Genomic DNA, 19,382 nt, shown 5'->3' with positions numbered 1-19,382 from the left:
CTACCCCTCGTATTTAATAAATCAATCTTTGTTGTTGATAATTCTATTCGTCTGACAACAGTCAGACGAATAAAGTTATGTATAGCGAATGCTAATTCATAGTAGCTCCAAAGTTACTTGAATGACAAATTATCCCTAAAAAAGAGAGCGTATCAAAAACTAATGTCTTGATACGCTCTCTTTTTTATTATCAGTAATGTCCGGAGTCTTACTTATCTCCGTACATCTTCGTTCTCAATTCTTTAATGTGGTCTGACGTGATATATTCGTCGTATTCCATCATCTTGTCAATGATACCGTTCGGCGTCAGTTCGATGATACGGTTGGCAACGGTCTGAATAAATTCGTGGTCATGAGACGAAAACAGGATGTTTCCTCTATACGTTTTCAGGTTGTTGTTGAATGCCTGGATAGATTCCAAATCCAAGTGGTTGGTAGGAGTATCCAGAATGAGGCAGTTTGCCCCCCTGAGCTGCATACGGGCAATCATACAACGCATTTTTTCACCTCCGGAAAGTACGCTCACTTTCTTCAGTACTTCCTCACCGGAGAACAGCATACGCCCGAGAAAACTCTTCATATACACTTCGTTTCCTTCGCCAAACTGGCTCAACCAGTCCACCAAGTTCAGGTCCGTATTGAAGAAGTCGGTATTGTCCAAAGGCAAGTAAGCGGTGGTGATAGTCACCCCCCAGTTGAAGGTTCCCGAATCCGGTTTTATATTTCCGTTGATGATTTCAAAAAGTGCAGTCATGGCACGCGGGTTGCGTGACAGGAATACAATTTTGTCTCCCTTTTCTACATTGAAGTTGACATCGTTGAAAAGCACTACGCCTTCTTCCGTCTTCTTGCTCAATCCGGCAACTTCGAGAATCTGATTGCCCGGCTCGCGTTCGGGAGTGAAGATAATACCCGGATACTTGCGTGAAGAAGGTTTAATTTCTTCTACATTCAGTTTTTCCAGCATTTTCTTGCGGCTGGTGGTCTGCTTACTCTTCGCTACGTTGGCACTAAAACGGCGGATAAATTCTTCGAGCTCTTTCTTCTTCTCCTCAGCCTTCGCCTTCTGGTTCTGCTGCTGACGGAGGGCCAACTGGCTGGATTCGTACCAGAAACTGTAGTTACCGGCAAACATATTGATCTTTCCATAGTCAATATCGACTGTATGCGTACAGACGGAGTCGAGGAAGTGACGGTCGTGGCTCACAACAAGCACCGTATGTTCGAAGTTGGAAAGATATTCTTCCAGCCATGTCACTGTCTCCATATCCAAATCATTGGTAGGTTCGTCGAGAAGGAGGTTATCAGGATTTCCGTACAATGCCTGCGCTAGCATGACACGTACTTTCTCTTTACCACTCAATTCGCCCATCAGTGTGTAGTGCTTATCTTCTTTGATTCCCAAACCGCTCAACAACATGGCTGCGTCACTCTCGGCATTCCAGCCGTCCAGTTCAGCGAACCGTTCTTCCAGTTCGGACACTTTCAGTCCATCTTCGTCTGTAAAGTCTTCTTTAGCATAGAGTTCTTCGCGCTGTTTCATGATATCCCACAACACGGTATGCCCCATCATTACGGTATCCATAACGGTAAAAGCATCCCATTTGAAGTGGTCTTGACTCAACACGGAGAGGCGCTCGCCCGGTCCCAGAGCAATCGAACCGGTAGTCGGATCCAAATCTCCGTAAATCGTACGGAGGAATGTAGATTTTCCCGCACCGTTTGCGCCGATAATACCATAGCAGTTACCACTCGTAAATTTCAGGTTTACGTCATTAAACAACACTCTTTTACCAAACTGTACCGAAACGTTTGAAACTGTAATCATCTTACCTATTTACTATTTAACTATTTACACTTTTCAATTTGAGTGTGCAAAGGTAGACATTTAAAATGAATAATGAACTATCCCGTATGTGCCAATCTGACATAAAAGTATTACCTTTGCAGAGTTTTTTGGCAAAAACACCAACTTGGCAAAGTTTTTGCATGTGATTTTGATATTATGAATAAAAAACAGAAATAGATATGGACCCTAAAGAAAAAAAAGTGAAGGAAGAAGAACTCAACGTTGAGGAAACTCTGAATAACGCGGAAGAACAACCGCAGGACGAACAAGCGGAAAATGCCGCCCCGATGACTCACGAGGAGGAATTGGAAAAGGAACTGGAGACGGCTCAGGAGACCATTGAGGAGCAGAAGGATAAATATTTGCGTCTCTCCGCCGAGTTCGACAATTACCGGAAACGCACTATGAAGGAGAAAGCGGAACTGATCCTGAACGGTGGCGAAAAGAGCCTTAGCAGTATTCTTCCGGTGGTGGATGATTTCGAACGTGCCATCAAAACGATGGAAACGGCTACGGATGTCCAAGCTGTGAAAGAAGGTGTCGAACTGATTTATAATAAATTCATGGCTACCCTGGCACAAAACGGTGTGAAGGTGATCGAAACGAAAGACCAACCGCTGAATACTGATTATCACGAGGCTATCGCCGTAATTCCCGCACCGTCGGAAGCACAGAAAGGTAAAATCCTGGATTGCGTACAGACGGGATATACATTGAACGATAAAGTACTCCGTCACGCCAAAGTGGTAGTTGGAGAATAAGAAGAACTTGAATCAATAAAAGCATGGCAGAGAAAAGAGACTATTATGAAGTACTGGAGGTAACGAAGACAGCCACAGTAGAAGAAATTAAAAAAGCCTACCGCAAGAAAGCGATTCAATATCACCCCGACAAGAATCCGGGTGACAAGGAGGCAGAAGAAAAGTTCAAGGAAGCGGCCGAGGCGTATGATGTATTAAGTAACCCGGATAAGCGCTCGCGTTACGACCAGTTCGGCCACGCAGGAGTGAGCGGTGCGGCAGGTAACGGTGGTCCGTTCGGCGGTTTCGGTGGCGAAGGTATGTCTATGGATGATATTTTCTCCATGTTCGGTGACATCTTCGGAGGTCGCGGAGGAGGATTCGGTGGTTTCAGCGGATTCGGCGGCGGAGGAGGTTCGCAGCAGCGACGGTATCGCGGAAGTGACCTGCGCGTAAAGGTGAAACTGACGTTGAAAGAAATCTCTACCGGAGTGGAGAAAAAGTTCAAGCTCAAGAAATATGTGCCGTGTGACCAGTGCCACGGTAGTGGTGCCGAAGGGGACGGCGGTTCGGAAACGTGTCCAACTTGTAAAGGTAGTGGTACGGTGATCCGTAACCAGCAGACTATTTTAGGGACGATGCAAACGCGTGCCACCTGCTCTACTTGTAACGGTGAGGGTAAAATCATCAAGAACAAGTGTAAGAAGTGTAGTGGCGATGGAATCGTTTACGGTGAGGAAGTAGTGACAGTGCAGATACCTGCCGGAGTGGCAGAAGGCATGCAACTTTCTATGAGTGGCAAAGGAAATGCCGGCAAGCATAACGGCGTGCCGGGAGATTTACTGATTCTCGTAGAAGAAGAACCGCATCCAGACTTGATTCGTGACGAGAATGATCTGATTTATAACTTGTTGTTGAGTTTTCCCACTGCCGCTTTGGGTGGGGCTGTGGAGATCCCGACCATCGACGGAAAGGTGAAGGTAAAGATTGACTCAGGTACTCAACCGGGAAAGGTACTTCGTCTACGCGGTAAAGGATTGCCGAACGTGAATGGATACGGAACAGGGGATTTGCTCGTGAATGTCAGTATCTATGTGCCGGAAGCTCTCAACAAGGAGGAAAAGAGTGCGCTTGAAAAAATGGAAGATTCGGATAATTTCAAGCCGAGTACGTCAGTGAAGGAAAAGATCTTCAAGAAGTTCAAAAGTTTCTTCGATTAAGACTTACATAAAAATTTCTTCCTATTAATAATTAAACGCTCCATGAATGCCTGGTGACACATGGAGCGTTTGTTATTTAAAACCCACTCAATACCCCGGATTCTGTACTAGCTTTGTATTCATCACCCGTATTTTCTCGGGAATAGGGAATACGGTAGTATAACCGGTTTCCTCGTTTGGTAATTGAGGACGGCTGTTGTATGCACGAGTAAACATTCCGAAGCGGATAAGGTCCTGACGCCTCCAACCCTCCCAAGCCAATTCAAGCTGGCGTTCGGAAAGTATATTCTCCAAAGTAGCGGGACGGCGAGCGGCCTTTACCCGGCTCCGGACTTGATTTAGCTCGACGTCTCCGTTTTCACCGTTGCGTACTTTAGCTTCGCTCTTCATCAGTAAAGCGTCCGCGTAGCGGAACAGGACAATGTCATTCTCCATTAATTTTCCGTCTTTTGTGGCGGTGGGGTCTACTTCATACTTTTTCATACGGGCACCTGCCGTTTGCTCATACGGGGTGTCGGTGATATCCAATGCTACTTCCCAAGGGAAATATACCAAGACAGTACCGTCGTCCAGCTTGATAATGTCTCCTTTCAAGTCATACATTTCTCCTGCAAAATAACAGATGTCGAAGCGAGGATCTTGGGCAGCTGTCCCATAACCGAAAGTTTCGAGTGCTTCAATCGTTGCACTGGGACCATTCTCACCGCTTAGCCCGTAAGCTTTGGCATGGTTGTAATGACGGGAACGAAAAAGGTATTGCATCTGATTGGTATACAATGTTTTATTCATCGGGATCGTGAATATATTCTCTACGGACGGTTCATTGAAGATAGAGAAGTTAGTCTCGTATTCCGGTTCCAGTTTATAATTCATAACTTTCAGTTGGTCGCAGTAGTATATGACCGTCTCCCAGGCATTGAGTTCATTACCGTCTACCATGAACTTGGTATTTTTTCCGTCGGGACGTTCGTTGTCCGTCCAGTCGTTATCGGTATAAACTTCGGCATTCAGTGCCAGTTTTGCCAACAAGAAAGTAACCACCGGACGAGTGATACGCCCATAATAAGGCCCGGACTGATTGCTGTGTACCTCCGAAAGTAATGGAGCCACTTCCTGTAATTCCTTGAATATAAATTCGAATACTGTCTTCCGCTCGCTTTGAACGACGTCTTTCATCGCAGGAGAAGAAGACTGCACCAAAGGCACACGGCCAAACAAATCCAGCAGATAATAGTAGTACATCGCACGCATAGCACGCACTTCCGCTCGATAAGCCGGGAGTTCCGCATCAGAATGGGTTTCTGCGAATTTGTCGATTCGTTCGAGCGACTTATTACTAAGCATTACGACTTTATAAAGATACTCCCATGTAGCTTGAATGGCATCATTCTCAATACCCCAATCATGGAGAAATAATCCCTGCCAAAAGCCACCGTCGTACCAGTCGCCACCGCGCGTAGGGATAATAGCTTCATCAGTAGTGAAAGTATTGAGGTCATAGACACCTCTGCCCGTTCCCTGCAATCCCTGGCTATCGCTGTAACCGCCCACATAAGTATAGAGCGAAGCAACAGCATTGAGATAGACTTCCGAAATGGAATTACACACATCATCTTCGGGCAACTTATCTTTCGGATTTTCTTCCAGAAATTTATCGCAGGAAAACAGGAACGTACACGTAGCAAGCACCAAACTAATCTTTTTCAAATATTCTTTCATCTTCTCATCCTCCGTTAAAAGTTAATACTCAATCCCAATGTATAGATACGTGCCAACGGGTAGTTACGTTTATCATCCACCCCCAAAGTAGAGTTTACCGTAGAACTGTTAATCATCGGTGATAGCCCTGAATAGCCGGAAATCGTCGCCAGGTTGTTGACCGTGAAGGCAAGACGCAAAGAACGGACGTACTTCTTGAGTTTCTGCACCTTCTCGATTGGTACATTCCAACCAAGCGTCACGTAGTCAAAGTTTACGTAATTGCCTTTTTCCAGCCAATAGTCAGTGGCAGTCTGGTCCTTAATGTTCTGCTTCGGCGCGGATTTCATCACATTGTAGTCAGGGAAGATATTCATGTTCATATACGTCAGTGATGTTCCGTTATAGATTTTATGGCCGAAAGCTCCGTTGATCTGCACCGAAAGATCGAAGTGTTTGTAACGGAAGCTGATGTTCGAACCCAGAATTGTTTTGGGCACGGCTTGCCCTGCCACATAGCGGTCTTCGCCGTCTTCAAGATTGACACCACCACCGTTCAAGTCCGCAATACCATAGGTGTATCCACCGTTCCCGTCGGACACCAGTCCGGTGCTATGAGGCAAATAAAAAACACCTAACGGTTGACCGACCATTTGATAGACGATATGGTTGTAGCCACCGTGGAAGCCGGCTCCGTCGAGACTGGCAAGGCTCTTGTATTCAGGCGCGGAAATCATTTCGCCGTTGTACATTCCGCTTAATGAGAGAAGTTTGTTACGTTGGAAGGTGACATTGGCATTAATGTTCAATTCCATATCTTTTGTTTTCAGAGGAGTGATACCAATAGCTATTTCCGTACCCCAGTTACGCATGGAGCCGATATTAGCCAGTAAAGTGTTGTAAGTGAAAGGCGGTACACTCACATTATACAGATAAAGCATATCCGTTGTTCGGGAATTGTAGTAGTTAGCGGAAAGTAACAGACGGTTACCAAACAAAGCTACGTCAAAACCTGTATTGAAAGTGTGTTTCACTTCCCACTTCAAGTCGGGGTTCGTATTCCTCAAATCACCCAATGAGACAACGGCAGAGTTGCCTACCGGAACAACTCCGTTCGGCTTTACCAGATTCAGTGTAGTATACGAGTCAATTCCACTCTGGTTACCCGCCAGACCGTAACCGATACGAAATTTCAAATTATCAACCACTGGCAAACGTTTCATAAACTTTTCCTCACTGACTACCCATGCGGCAGATATGGAGGGAAAGAAGCCCCACTTATGATTTGCTCCAAACTTGGAGGAAGCGTCCGTACGGGCATTCAGCGTCAGGACATAACGATCGGCATACGTATAGTTGAAACGTCCCATAAAAGATGCGAGACGGGGTTGTTCGTAGTACGAATTTGTCCCCTCCCACAGACGGACTGCACCGGCTTGCAAATTGTTGTAGCCGAACTTATCCGTGCTGAAATTGCTGACTGTGGTATAATATCCCGTGTACGTCTCTTTCTGGAGTTCGGCTAATGCCAGGACGTCGAAGAAGTGCTTTTTCCAGCCTTTTTTATAAGTCAGCATCATATTTCCGAGGAGAGACTCCATTTTCTTTGTTCCTTTATAAGCCTGCCCGTTCGCCCAAACAGAGGTGGGGAGATATTGCGAATTTTCAACTATATTATAGGTATAGGCACCGAACAGTACCAATTTCAATTCTTTCATCAAATTGAAGGTAAAACGGGCGTGTGTACTGATATGCGAAGTAGCGTCGTCATCGTCCACCTGCATCCATGCCAACGGGTTTGTTATCTGACTGGCGGTAGTGATGCCGTCCCACGAGTTAGTAACGGGATCTTTATGGTTAGGATACGTCGGGTTAAAGGTTGCCGCCGAATAGAAGGTTTTCTGATAGTCAACCAGATTATGATTTTTCAGGATAGAACCGAACATCCCCAGTTCGCAGTCGAAGAAGCCATCGAACATCTTTTGGTTCATGTTCATATTGGAAGTGAAATTCTTCATATCTTCATTCAAAATCACCCCCTGACGATCCATAAAACCAAGTGATACACGGTAGCTCGACGTGCTGGAGCCTCCATAGAAAGCGACGTGATGATTCTGTTGCAGACCTGTCTGTTGTATTTCTTTCTGGAAGTTAGTATTATTACCTTTATCTAAAATAGAGATACCGCGTTCGGAAGCTACGCTACGGAACTCGTCTCCCGACAACATTTTAAGATTCTTGTAGACAGTAGAAATGCCGAAACTACCGTTGTAGGCTACCTGCGTCCTACCCTGCATTCCTTTTTTAGTGGTGACTTCAATCACACCGGAAGCACCACGTGAACCGTATTGTGCCGTTTCGGAAGCATCTTTCAGAATCGTGAAACTTTCGATATCTGTGGGGTAAATGGAAGTCAGCATACTAAGGTCGCCAAACACTCCATCGACAATAATCAGAGGATCGTTACCACTAGTCAGTGAAGTGGTTCCACGCAGGCGCACTGCATCCAGAGCTGCGGGTCCATTCGTACCCCGTTGAATAGTCAAACCCGGTACCCTACCCCGAATCGCTTCCAAAGGATTGGTTACCTGGTCTTTGTTCATTTGTTTCTCCGTAATTTTCTCCACAGAACCGGAGAGAGTTTTCAGACTTCCGGTAGCATAGCCTATCGTTATCAAGGAATCCAAGTCCAGAGGAATGACAGGAATCTTCTGTGCAAATGTATTTCCGCACGAAACTACCAGAAGAAAGCTAAGAAAAGTTAGTTTACCGTGTTGTCGTATCATAACTATCAGTTTTTAAGGTAATAATACAAATATAACAAAAAAAGAAGGAATCTGGTTGAGTAGATTCCTTCTTTTATTGATATTAATAGCCGCAATATGACTCTTTTTTTCGAGTTTTACCGAGGGATTTGCTTACTTCACTATGATTTCATCAGTAAATATCCAGCCACCCAGTTCTTTGCCGGCACGCGCCTGATAACGTACATAGCGTCCCTTGACGGTTCCTTCCCACGAAACATCGGAAAACTTGATTGCTTCTTCCTTGTTAACAACAAAGTCCTGATGCTTCAGTTCCGTAAAATTGACTCCGTCATCGGAAACTGAAATAACCACAGACGCAGGCAAGAATACTTCAGCTCCCACTACCTGCATGAAAGCTGCTGTGACTGAATGAATAGTGGTCTCGTTTTCCATATCAACGGTTACATCGAGGCGGTTCTTCGAGATAAATCCCTGCCATGCACCGTCACCGTAAGTCCAGTCGCCACGGATACCGTCGGTCAAAGTCACATCACCTTGTGCTGCATAAGAGGAGTTGTAAGGAGCGTTATAGATCACTTTCTTTCCCAATGCCAGATGCGTAAGGGGTTGTAAAGATTCCGGCCGACTTCCGATCTCACTCTTCAAATCGAAAGTGTGATAGCCTTTCGCCTGCAAATCCGTTACCGCTTTCAGGGCACGTGCATGGAAGTCCGGCCATGACTTACGTTCCGGAGCCGACCAGGCAACTTCCGCCAATGCCAGCGTACGTGGATATAGCATATATTCCACGTGTTCGGGAGTCGGGACATATTCAGTAAAGAGATTAACTTGCGCACCATACACAAGTTTCGCTTGTTCCGCCGACAATGAAGTAGAAACCGGATTGTAAGAATAGACTTTTTTCAATGGCAAGTATCCACCAATCGCTTCCGGCTGAGAGTACGGAGCGTCCTGATAACTATCCAGATAACAGTAGCCACCCGGCGTCATGATAGCCCGGTGTCCGGAAGTTACAGCTGTAATACCGCCTTCTTCTCCCCGCCATGACATTACAGTCGCGTTAGGAGCCAGTCCTCCTTTCAATATCTCGTCCCAGCCGAGCAGACGTCGACCATGATCGTTCAGGAACTTCTCAATACGATGAATCAGATAACTTTGCAGTTCGTCCACGTGAGAGAGATGTTCGTCTTTCATTCTCTTTTGGCATTTCGGGCAAGTTTTCCACGCTGCCATACCGGCTTCGTCACCTCCTATGTGAATGTATTCGGAAGGGAAAAGCGCCATGACCTCGGTCAGCACATTTTCCAAAAAGGTGAACGTTTCTTCGTTTCCGATACAGAAGTCCGCGTTCTTGTAAGGCTCACCCGCGCAAGAGAGTTGCGGATAAGCTGCCAGCACTTCTTCCGAGTGGGCAGGCATTTCAATCTCCGGAATAATCGTGATGAAATGCTGACGAGCATATTCTACGATTTCGCGAATATCATCCTGTGTATAGTAACCTCCGGAAGCTCCAGGCTCGTCGAAACGGAGGTACTTACGTCCGCCGTTCCACCACGTCTTCCAATTGGCGTCAGTACGCCAGGCTGCAAATTCTGTAAGCAAAGGATATTTCTTGATTTCAATTCGCCAGCCTGCCGCATCTGTAAGGTGCAGATGCAGGCGGTTGATCTTATAGAATGCCAATGCGTCTATCTGTTTCTTCACAAATTCTTTAGAAAAGAAATGACGGGATACATCCAGCATTAAGCCGCGATAAGCGAAACGAGGACTATCCTGCACTTCAACAGAAGCAATGGAATAGCCTGTTCCCGAAGGCTGAGATAATTGCAACAGTGTCTGGATTCCGTAGAACAATCCCGCTCCCGATGTTGCACGGATAAGGATTCGTTCCGGAGTGACGGACAGGGTATAACTTTCGGGAGAAGGCAACTGTTCGCTCTTTTCGGTTATCAACAGAGAAAGTACGTTCTGCGTATCTTTTTTCTTTCCTTTCTTTAGATGAACCGGTAATGCTTGCAGATAGCTTTCCAGAAGTCGAGCTTCTCCACCTTGAATGTTTGTATAAAGTTTTGTTTTCTCTGAGAGTAAAAAAGAGCCCGTACCCTGCTCTATTTTCAGAGGGACAGGGATTACGGACTGTGCATGAAGAGGATGTGCCGCAAAGCACATCCCCAATACCCATAAGAAAAGACAAACTTTAGTGCATCTATTTCTTATATTCATTAATCTACTGTGATTTCATCTACAAACAAGAAAGCAGGATTTCCTTTGCCTCCATGCCATTCCGGTATTTTACTTTCAGACAAGGCAACCACCTTTACATACTGAGTTTTCACCGGAGTGAATGACAATTTATGTTCGTAGATACCATTCTTATCACTTTGTTCCATAGCAGGGTATTCTTCGGAAGCTACTTTGGTAAAGTTCTTACCGTCGTCTGATACTTCTACGGAAAATCCTCTTGCATCAAACACCCAGTCTCCCTTCTCTACGCAAGTAGAAATAGCAACGCTCGAAATCTCGGTAGGTTGCTGAAGGTCGATAGTCATATCCATATCGTTTTTATAGAATGCAATCCAACGACCGGTCTTATAGTTGCCATTTCCTTTCAGTCCGTCTACTAGTGTAGATTCACCTTTAAACATATATTGTTTGTTGACCGGTTGATTAGCTACAATCGGCTTCATGCTGGACTTACTGAAATTGATCTTCTCTGAAATCACACGGCTGTTTCCGGTAGGACGAACAGCGATAGCGGAGAAGTCTGCATTTTCCTTGATTTTCAGGACACCTTCATAAAGCGGAGAAGCGGCAGTAGGTTCCGTACCGTCCAATGTATAGTGGATAGGGGCATTGTCAATGGTAGACAACGTGATGTCCAATGTACCGTCTGCCGGGTTCGGCGTATATTCGGCTGTTACGTTAAACACATGTTTTGCATAATTGTATCCTTCTGCATCATACCACTTAATCAGTTGCGGCAAACGAGACAGGAAGTCTTCATAGTTCTTCTTGTCGGGAGTAGACCACTGGATTTCACACAATGCAGCCCAACGAGGCAATACCATATATTGCGCATGAGAGAAAGTAGGAATATATTCAGTCCAGAGATTAGCTTGCACACCCTTAATATATTTTTGTTCTTCCGGAGTAAGGGAAGTCGGCATCGGTTCGTAGCTATATACTCTTTCAAGCGGCAGATAACCACCAATTCCGAGAGGTTCGTTTTCCGTATCTTTCGTCTGATAATAGTCGAAATACAAATAGGTATTCGGTGTCATAATCACATCGTGTTTCTGTTTGGCAGCTTCGATACCACCTCTTTCTCCACGCCATGACATTACAGTCGCGTTAGGAGCCAGTCCGCCTTCGAGAATTTCATCCCAACCAATAATCTGACGTCCGTGGTCGTTCAGGAATTTCTCAATGTGATTGATTACGAAACTCTGCAAACGTTCTTCCTTACTATGTTTATCATCCGATTTTAACCCCAATGCCTTGATACGTGCCTGACATTTCGGGCATTTCTCCCAGCGTACTTTCGGGCATTCGTCACCACCCACATGGATATATTCTGACGGGAAGATCTCAATCAATTCAGCATATACGTCTTCGAGGAATTTCAATACCTGATCGTTTCCGGCACAAAGCACATCTTCAGATACACCCCATTGTCTCCAAACTTCATACGGACCGCCAGTACAACCTAATTCGGGATAAGCGGCAAGAGCAGCCTGCATATGTCCCGGAAGGTCAATCTCGGGGATAACCGTGATATAACGTTCGGCAGCATACGCTACTATTTCCTTAGCCTCTTCCTGCGTATAGAAACCACCATAAGGTTTGCCGTCATATTCACCGGAGTTACGTCCGATAACTGTTTCCGTTCTCTTAGAACCTATTTCCGTCAGTTTCGGGTATTTCTTGATTTCCAGACGCCAACCTTGGTCTTCAGTAATATGCCAATGGAAACGATTCATATTATGCAAAGCCATCATATCAATATAAGTCTTCACTTCATCTACAGTAAAGAAATGACGACTCGTATCAAAATGTGCGCCACGATAAGCGAAACGGGGAGCATCCTTTATCTCTACTGCAGGCAAAGCAATCTCCGCACCTATTGCGACAGGCAATGACTTACGCAATGATTGAATTCCGTAAAATACTCCGGCCTCTGTAGGAGCAGTGATTGTAATTCCGTCACCGGTAACTTTCAATTGGTAAGATTCCGGATTTTCGGATTCTGTCCCAAGTGCCAATACAATTGCATTCTCTCCTTCTGTCCCGGCTTCGATAACAAAATCTTTTCCGGTAGCTGTTTTCAAGTAGTCTGCCAGAAATTTCGCGTTACGTTGCATATTCTCATTACCTTCCGGATAGAGAATCTTCACACTACTCTTCAGAATGAAGGGGTTTCCCGAGGCTGTTACAATTTCCTGAGGCATGGGAATAATCTGGTAATCAGCTTCTTGCTGAGCCGATTGACAAGAGGCAAAAAGCCCTGCTACCGCCAGACATCCCGTTAATTTTAAGAGTTGTTTCATAAACTAAAAAATTAGGTGTTAAGTTATTAATAGAATTATTTAATTATAGGTCTCACGAATATGCTTCACAGTCAGAGGCAGTTCCTCCCCTTTCTTTATTTGAGGAGAAGTAATGAGAATCGTTTTACGTTCTCCGGGCAGAAGATCGAAAAAGTTGTCACTAAAACGGGCACCCTGTAATGGAACTTCGATAAAGACGTCTTTTGCCAAAACAGGAGAAAGAAGTGTCAGTTCGCATTCGCCATCTGTCTGCTTCATTTTATAGGAAATAGTCGTTTCGGGCAAAAGCAGGTCTTTGGTCTTTGCAAAGAAATAAACCGTTTCATCTACCACATGTCCGGATTTGTCTTTCAAGGTAAGCAGCATGAAGCAGTGGAGGAGTTCTTCCGAAAGCGGGCGTTTTGTCGAAGACAGTAAGACGTCAAGTTTTGTCCGATATACACATTGAGAGGTATTTGCAGGAACCGACAAAGATTTCAATAGCATCGGTTTACTGATCTTTTTTCCCTCAAAGTCTATGACTTTCATTTCTAATGTCATTTTCTCCAACGTATCAAGGCGATCGGAAAGAAGGTAGACACATAAGCTGTCATTCCGCTGAATAGGGTTGATATGAATAGGAGCAAAAGCACGTTTCGCCTGATAATGCAAAGCTTTCCAGTTACCATAATAGTCGATACTCGACCATGAAACGACGGGCCAGCTATCGTTCAACTGCCAGTATAGAGTACCCATGCAATAAGGACGGTTACGACGGTGAGCTTCCAAGCCATGACGCATTCCCTGGCCTTGCAAAACCAGTCCGACATATACAAAGTCCTCAAATTTCTCAGGTACGATATAGTCACGTTCCATGTAAGTACGGATCAAAGCATTGCCAATACTACTCTTTTGGTGGGCATTCATCACTTCCGATTCGATTTGATAATCTTCAGGAGCTGCGAATGTAGCAATAGTTTTCATCTCAGGGAAGGATTGGAAACCAAATTCGCTCATGAAACGTGGCAAGTCGGTATCCAATGATTCAAAAGGTTTCTGTCCGTACCAAACACCCCAATTATGGCTATCGCCTATTCCCCATGATTCGGGACGTCCCCAGTTGGCTAGATAAGGGGAGCTATGGATATAAAAGCGGTCAGCATCGAGTTCTTTCACCTTGGCGGGAAGTAGTTCACGGAAGAGTTTGTCGTAACCGGACATCATTTCCTGATAGATTTCCGGAGTGTATTTTTTCTGATACCCCCAATATTTCAAGGCTTCCAATATCTCATTGTTGCCACACCACATAGCCAGCGAAGGGTGGTTGCGAAGACGGCGGATGTTGTAGCAAGCTTCCTCCTCTACCCGCTTCAAGAATGTAGGGTCAGACGGATAAGGGGTACAAGCGAACATAAAGTCCTGCCAAACCAAGATGCCGTTTTCATCCGCCAAATCATAGAAACGATCGTCTTCATACGTTCCTCCACCCCATATACGGACTACATTCATGTTGGCCTCTTTGATATCACGGAACAATGTCTGATAGCGTTCGGTAGTCACAGAGGGCAATAGAGCGTCCTGTGGTATATAGTTGGCACCTTTGGCGAACATCGGAATGCCATTCACTTCAAAATAGAAAGATTCTCCGTCCGCATCTTTCTCGTTCACCAACCGGACGGTACGTAAACCGATACGGTGGGATTGCTCGGCTACCACTTTACCGTCAAAGACAACTTGAGCAGAAAAATCATACAAAGCCGGTTTGCCCCAACCATTCGGCATCCAGCGTACCGGAGACAGGACTTCGGAAGGGATATGGATAGAGTTGAGTCCGGGTTGCAAAGTGACAGAACGGCTAATTACAGTTTCTTCTCCTTTTTCAAATGAATAATTAATCCGTATTTCTGCTTGAATCGATTGAGGAAGTATATTGTTTATTTCCAGTTCATTAGATAGTTCGGCAGAGTGTTCTGTCAGCGACAGTTGCTTGATATGATAATCATTAATGGAAGCGGCGTCATAAAAACGAATTTTTACCGGACGCCAAATACCACTAGTTACCATACGGATTCCCCAATCCCAACCGTAACTGTAAGGAGCTTTACGGGAGAACACACTCAGATGTTTCTCATGGTGGTCATTATCCGCCGGATAGTTGAATCCGTTGGAGGCATATTGAGGAAGAGTTTGCCGGATAGGTGAATGGAAATATATATGGAGTAAGTTTTCCCCTAGACGAAGTTGTGGCTTTACAGGTAACGAATAACCGACAAACATATTATCGGACTTTAACAGTAAGGAACCGTTGAGATAAACATCTGCATAGGTATCAAGACCTTCAAAGATGAGCTGGGCATCATCCCGCTCCAATTGTTCCATTGTAACGGTAAAAGAAGTGCGGTATTCCCAATCTTCGTTTTCCACCCATTGAATCTTCTGTTCATTCATTCCATAAAAAGGAGAAGGAAGTAATTTGTGGTGAATAAGGTCCTGATGTACTGTACCGGGCACTTCTGCCGTTCGCCATAGTTCTGTTCCTGCTTGAGAAAATTCCCAGCCTGTGTGTAGAAGTACAACTTCTGAATTGTCATTACTCTGTGCATACGCCATGCTACAACAACATAGTAGTCCGCATGCTATCTGAGCCTTTTTTCCTGTCAAATTCAATATCATAGTGGGGGTATTAGATATTAACGGAGTCAAAGATATTACTTTTTTGTCAATTTTCCCCCATTATTCGACCGTTATTTTTATAATTTCCGGAGTACGGACACCGGGCTTCAATTCTCCATTAATATTATAATATGTTTTATCCCACCCCACTAACGCAGCTCCGGCACGCGCTACCAGCGATGTACGGGCAACTTCCTGCCAGATGTCCAGATTGATATTATAGACCAATATACGGTCATTAAACTTATACCATTCTACCGGATGAAGGAGGTAATCTTTTTCAGGACACCGTAGAGCCGCTAGAAATATGTCTTTGTTTACTCCACCTGTACATAATACCAAGCTATCATTTAATGCAACGGCAGCTCCCCCCCCTAAAGATACAACCTCTCCGTCACTTCCTTTCGGAGTAGCTACAGGCATCCATTGCCGAGATACGGAAGAATAACAGTAACCACTTGTGGAAAGTGTTGCCGGTTTTCCTTCCGTAGAAGGAGCAAATCCTCCCCATAAATAGAAACGGTAGTCGTCTCCCCTACGCTGGCCGGCACAAACGGCTTGTGTACGTGCATCTCCGGGATATTCCGGTAACTCATGCCAGCCTACAGAAAGATTAGTTAAATCGAGTCGGAGGAAGGAATTGGATGGCTTTCCGTTTCTATTTCCTCCGGCTATGAATAGTTGTTCCCCAATTAGCGTCCCACACATATTATCTAGAGCATAAGGTAAAGCCGGTAATGTTTCGATGACGACTTTCCCTTTCTTCTTATTTTTCCCATTCTTTTCGCTTTTCTCATCCCAGCGGATTTTATAAACAGAAGTTAGTGCATCCTGACCGTCAGTTCCTCCTATACAGATGATTCCATCCGAACAGGATACAGAAACGCCATAAGCGGCAGAAACGGGAAGTTCTCCAACTTTATTCCAGACAAACACTGTATCTGGATTCATCTCTGCTACATAAATCCCCTGATAGTATTTCTTTTTTCCTCCTTCATCGGCGGGGATTCCGGGAAAATTACAACCTCCTGCCAACAGCAGTTTCCCATTCAGCATTCCTGCATAACAGGCAGAGACTCCTGATTTAAGTCCTTTCTCCGACTTAGGAAATCCCTCCATTCTTTGTAAATGGAGATCGGCAACAAAAGATTCGGGCGCTTCCGCACGAAAAGTTGACGCGGGCAAACCTGCCTCATTCACCAAATTTGCACGTGTGAAAGGTTGCCAGCCATAACGGATATATCGCGGACGTTTCACTTGTTCGCTATATACTTTTATCTGACCGTTTATTATTTCGGCAACTGCGGGATAATAAACGCCGTCTGTCTCGGCAACTTCAAACGTACGCAAAGGACCACCGTCCGAACTCTTCAACCCCTTGCCGTAATCAAAAGTAACATATACGACATCTTCACAAAAATCGGCCCGACAAAATAAGGGTCCGGAAGGCAACACATCATGCATTCCATAAGTTTTATTCAATGCCCAGCGAGCCAAGCGTTCTCCAACCGGTTTTTTATTTCTAGGATGTACATCCAACGAATCACCATAATCACTTGATACTGCCATACCGGTATTCGGAATTTCAGCCATCATTCTACGCTGGCTGTCACGGAACCACGGCCACGAAGGACGAGCTATACTGGAAAGCTGTACATAATAGAATGGCAAATCCTCATTCTTCCAGTTCTTACGCCAACTACCGACTAAGAGTTTAAAGAGCTTCTCATGAGCTTCGCAATTATGAGCGTTTGATTCCCCCTGATACCAGATCACACCTCTGACGGGATATTGCTCCAACGGCCGAATACCGGACTCGTATAAATAACAAGGTTCATAAGGGTGGCGCTGAAACTTCTCCTTCGAGAGTTTAACATTCAATGCAGCTCTTCCACGTACCCAGTCCTGTATAAAGTCATTACGCGTCCAATCTTTTAATATAGCCGGGAATTGATATTCCAACGTATTCCGGTCAATCCATGATTCGGTGGGTGAACCGCCGATAGCATTACAGATCAACCCCACCGGAACCTTCAAGCTATCCCGCAACATCTGACCGAAATAATAAGCGATTGCAGAGAAATGGGCAGCATTGGCAGGAGTACAAATTTCCCATTCGGTCTCCTTATAATATTGAAGATGATTCAAGGAATCGAGAACGGAAGCGTCCCATTGCACTGCGTCCGTGCGCCAGCGCGCTTTCATGTCATACAAACGTAACTGTTCGTCGGCAGCTTGAGGAATGTCTTTTTTGCCGGTAATAGTCTGCCGTAACATAAATTCCATATTCGACTGACCGGAGCATAACCAAACCTCTCCTATCAAGACATTTGTATATTTCAAGATTCTATGAGGGGTAGAAATTGTTAGCGTATAAGGTCCTCCCGCTTTCAACGGTGATAATTTCACGGACCATTTACCGTCCGGTGCAGCCTTTGTAATCCACTGCTGGCGGTCTATGCAAACTGTTACTTGCTCTCCTGCATTGGCTATCCCATGAACCTTCAAAGGAGTATCGCGCTGAAGAATCATATTATCCGTATAAAGCGGAGATAATTTCAAGCCTCCATAATCTCCGGTGATAGCCGAGTAAACTGTTCTCGCCATTATCGCAGCCCCTTCAGCAGCAGGATGAACAGCGTCCGGCAAAAGATAAGGATATGGATAAAGCGGTTCGTGGAAATCGATTAACTGTACCCCGGCATAGCGTGCCACCGTTTCAATAGCCGTTTGTATCTCTCCATGCCAATCACGGGTTCCCGACAAAAAACGGGTATGGCGGTCGGCAATCGGAGTCATTCGTGCAATGATAATCCGTACAGCGGGATTGGCCTCACGGAATGTATCAATCAGCTTCAAATAATCTTTCACAAAAAAATCACGGTAGTTAGGCCAATTGCGAGGGTCGGTATCATTGATACCCAAATGAATGACAACAATATCTCCTGCAAAATCCAATGCTTTCCGATATTCTTCCTGTCGGGTATAAGGGCGATGTCCCTGATTAAGCAGGGTAGCGCCAGGTTTCCCGAAGTTCTCGACTTCATAACGTTCTCCCAGCAGCTTTTGCAACTTCACAGGATAAGATTGTGTTGCACGGTCAGATAATCCTGTACCATAGGTAATACTGTTTCCTACACATGCAACCTTTATCCGTTGCTGGGCAGACAACATCCAACAAACGAACAGACAGACGAATAATAGTAAAATCTTTTTCATTTATTTCTTCCCAATGTAAGGTTTCACAATCTCTACCCATTTCAAGTAACCTTTCCCCAGAAGATGCAAACCATCATTTGTATAGGTAGTGTTCATCTTTCCGGTTTGTTTGTCTATAAAATGGGAGTACAAATCTATATAGGTCGCTCCTTCTTTTTCTGCCAAGCCGACTAACCCTTTATTGATTTCAGGGATAACCTGCCAACGGGAAGTATGTCCCTTGAACATATTGTAATGGTCGGTGACCGGAAGAACACTTTGCAGATATAGCTTTGTTTTAGGCGAATCTGCCTTTATCTTCCTGACAATCATCTCAATACGGGATACAATAGTATCGGCGGGAGTTCCCCTACTCACATCATTAATACCAATCAAAAGAAATATTTTAGCGGGCTTTCCCTTCAGGATAGCATCAAGACGGTCATATACTCCCATACAAATGTCGCCGCTGATTCCACGGTTTTTGACATGTTTGTTCTTGAATAGTTCCGCCCATTCGGCACCGTTTGTGATACTGTTTCCCAGAAAAATAATGTCACTGGAAGTAACAGGCAGTTCTTCAAACAATGTAGCACGCTGGTAGTAAAACGTAGAATATTTGCGTTCTTGTGCGCGGCATAACAAAGACAGGGTCAATATGACCACTAAAAAAAAGATCTTTTTCATGACTATTCTTTTTATTTACTCAT

The 19,382-nt window shown here is 44.9% G+C and carries 10 protein-coding genes; 2 read left to right on the top strand and 8 right to left on the bottom strand.

What is annotated here, in order from left to right; all coding sequences use genetic code 11:
• Nucleotides 1-208: 208 nt before the first annotated feature.
• Entirely contained in the window at nt 209-1,828 is a 1,620-nt protein-coding gene (locus tag BHV72_RS19490) for an ABC-F family ATP-binding cassette domain-containing protein (protein ID WP_286857753.1), read from the bottom strand.
• A gap of 200 nt (nt 1,829-2,028) precedes the next feature.
• On the opposite strand from BHV72_RS19490, the gene BHV72_RS19485 reads away from it, so the two are divergent.
• Nucleotides 2,029-2,610: a nucleotide exchange factor GrpE gene (locus BHV72_RS19485; protein ID WP_005676442.1), complete on the top strand. Its 582-nt coding sequence runs from the start codon at nt 2,029-2,031 to the stop codon at nt 2,608-2,610.
• Nucleotides 2,611-2,633: 23 nt separating this feature from the next.
• Nucleotides 2,634-3,809, top strand: coding sequence for a molecular chaperone DnaJ (gene dnaJ, locus BHV72_RS19480; protein WP_005676444.1), 1,176 nt, complete (start codon nt 2,634-2,636; stop codon nt 3,807-3,809).
• Nucleotides 3,810-3,896: 87 nt separating this feature from the next.
• On the opposite strand, the gene BHV72_RS19475 is transcribed toward dnaJ, so the two are convergent.
• From BHV72_RS19475 to BHV72_RS19445, 7 genes are all read right to left on the bottom strand, one after another.
• The gene (locus BHV72_RS19475; protein ID WP_286857747.1) at nt 3,897-5,528 is read right to left on the bottom strand and encodes a RagB/SusD family nutrient uptake outer membrane protein; all 1,632 of its coding nucleotides are present in this window, start codon (nt 5,526-5,528) and stop codon (nt 3,897-3,899) included.
• A gap of 14 nt (nt 5,529-5,542) precedes the next feature.
• Entirely contained in the window at nt 5,543-8,293 is a 2,751-nt protein-coding gene (locus tag BHV72_RS19470) for a SusC/RagA family TonB-linked outer membrane protein (protein ID WP_502691125.1), read from the bottom strand.
• A 132-nt stretch (nt 8,294-8,425) separates the two neighbouring features.
• The gene (locus BHV72_RS19465; protein ID WP_022042092.1) at nt 8,426-10,498 is read right to left on the bottom strand and encodes a glycoside hydrolase family 20 protein; all 2,073 of its coding nucleotides are present in this window, start codon (nt 10,496-10,498) and stop codon (nt 8,426-8,428) included.
• The gene (locus BHV72_RS19460) at nt 10,498-12,822 is read right to left on the bottom strand and encodes a glycoside hydrolase family 20 protein (RefSeq protein ID WP_022042091.1); all 2,325 of its coding nucleotides are present in this window, start codon (nt 12,820-12,822) and stop codon (nt 10,498-10,500) included. Before BHV72_RS19460 ends, BHV72_RS19465 begins: the two co-directional genes overlap by 1 nt.
• 39 nt (nt 12,823-12,861) lie before the next feature.
• Nucleotides 12,862-15,474, bottom strand: a complete 2,613-nt coding sequence (locus BHV72_RS19455) for a beta-mannosidase (protein ID WP_005680658.1) — start codon at nt 15,472-15,474, stop codon at nt 12,862-12,864.
• 60 nt (nt 15,475-15,534) lie between these two features.
• Nucleotides 15,535-18,693, bottom strand: a complete 3,159-nt coding sequence (locus BHV72_RS19450) for a cyclically-permuted mutarotase family protein (RefSeq protein ID WP_286857740.1) — start codon at nt 18,691-18,693, stop codon at nt 15,535-15,537.
• On the bottom strand, nt 18,694-19,359 hold the full coding sequence (locus tag BHV72_RS19445) for an SGNH/GDSL hydrolase family protein (protein WP_005676452.1): 666 nt from the start codon (nt 19,357-19,359) through the stop codon (nt 18,694-18,696).
• Nucleotides 19,360-19,382: the final 23 nt, after the last annotated feature.

This window comes from Bacteroides sp. 43_46 (assembly GCF_001915455.1).
GTDB classification, from domain to species: domain Bacteria; phylum Bacteroidota; class Bacteroidia; order Bacteroidales; family Bacteroidaceae; genus Bacteroides; species Bacteroides caccae.
Note: the sequence above shows the minus strand (reverse complement) of the source record. Positions and strands in the feature narration are given on the sequence as shown.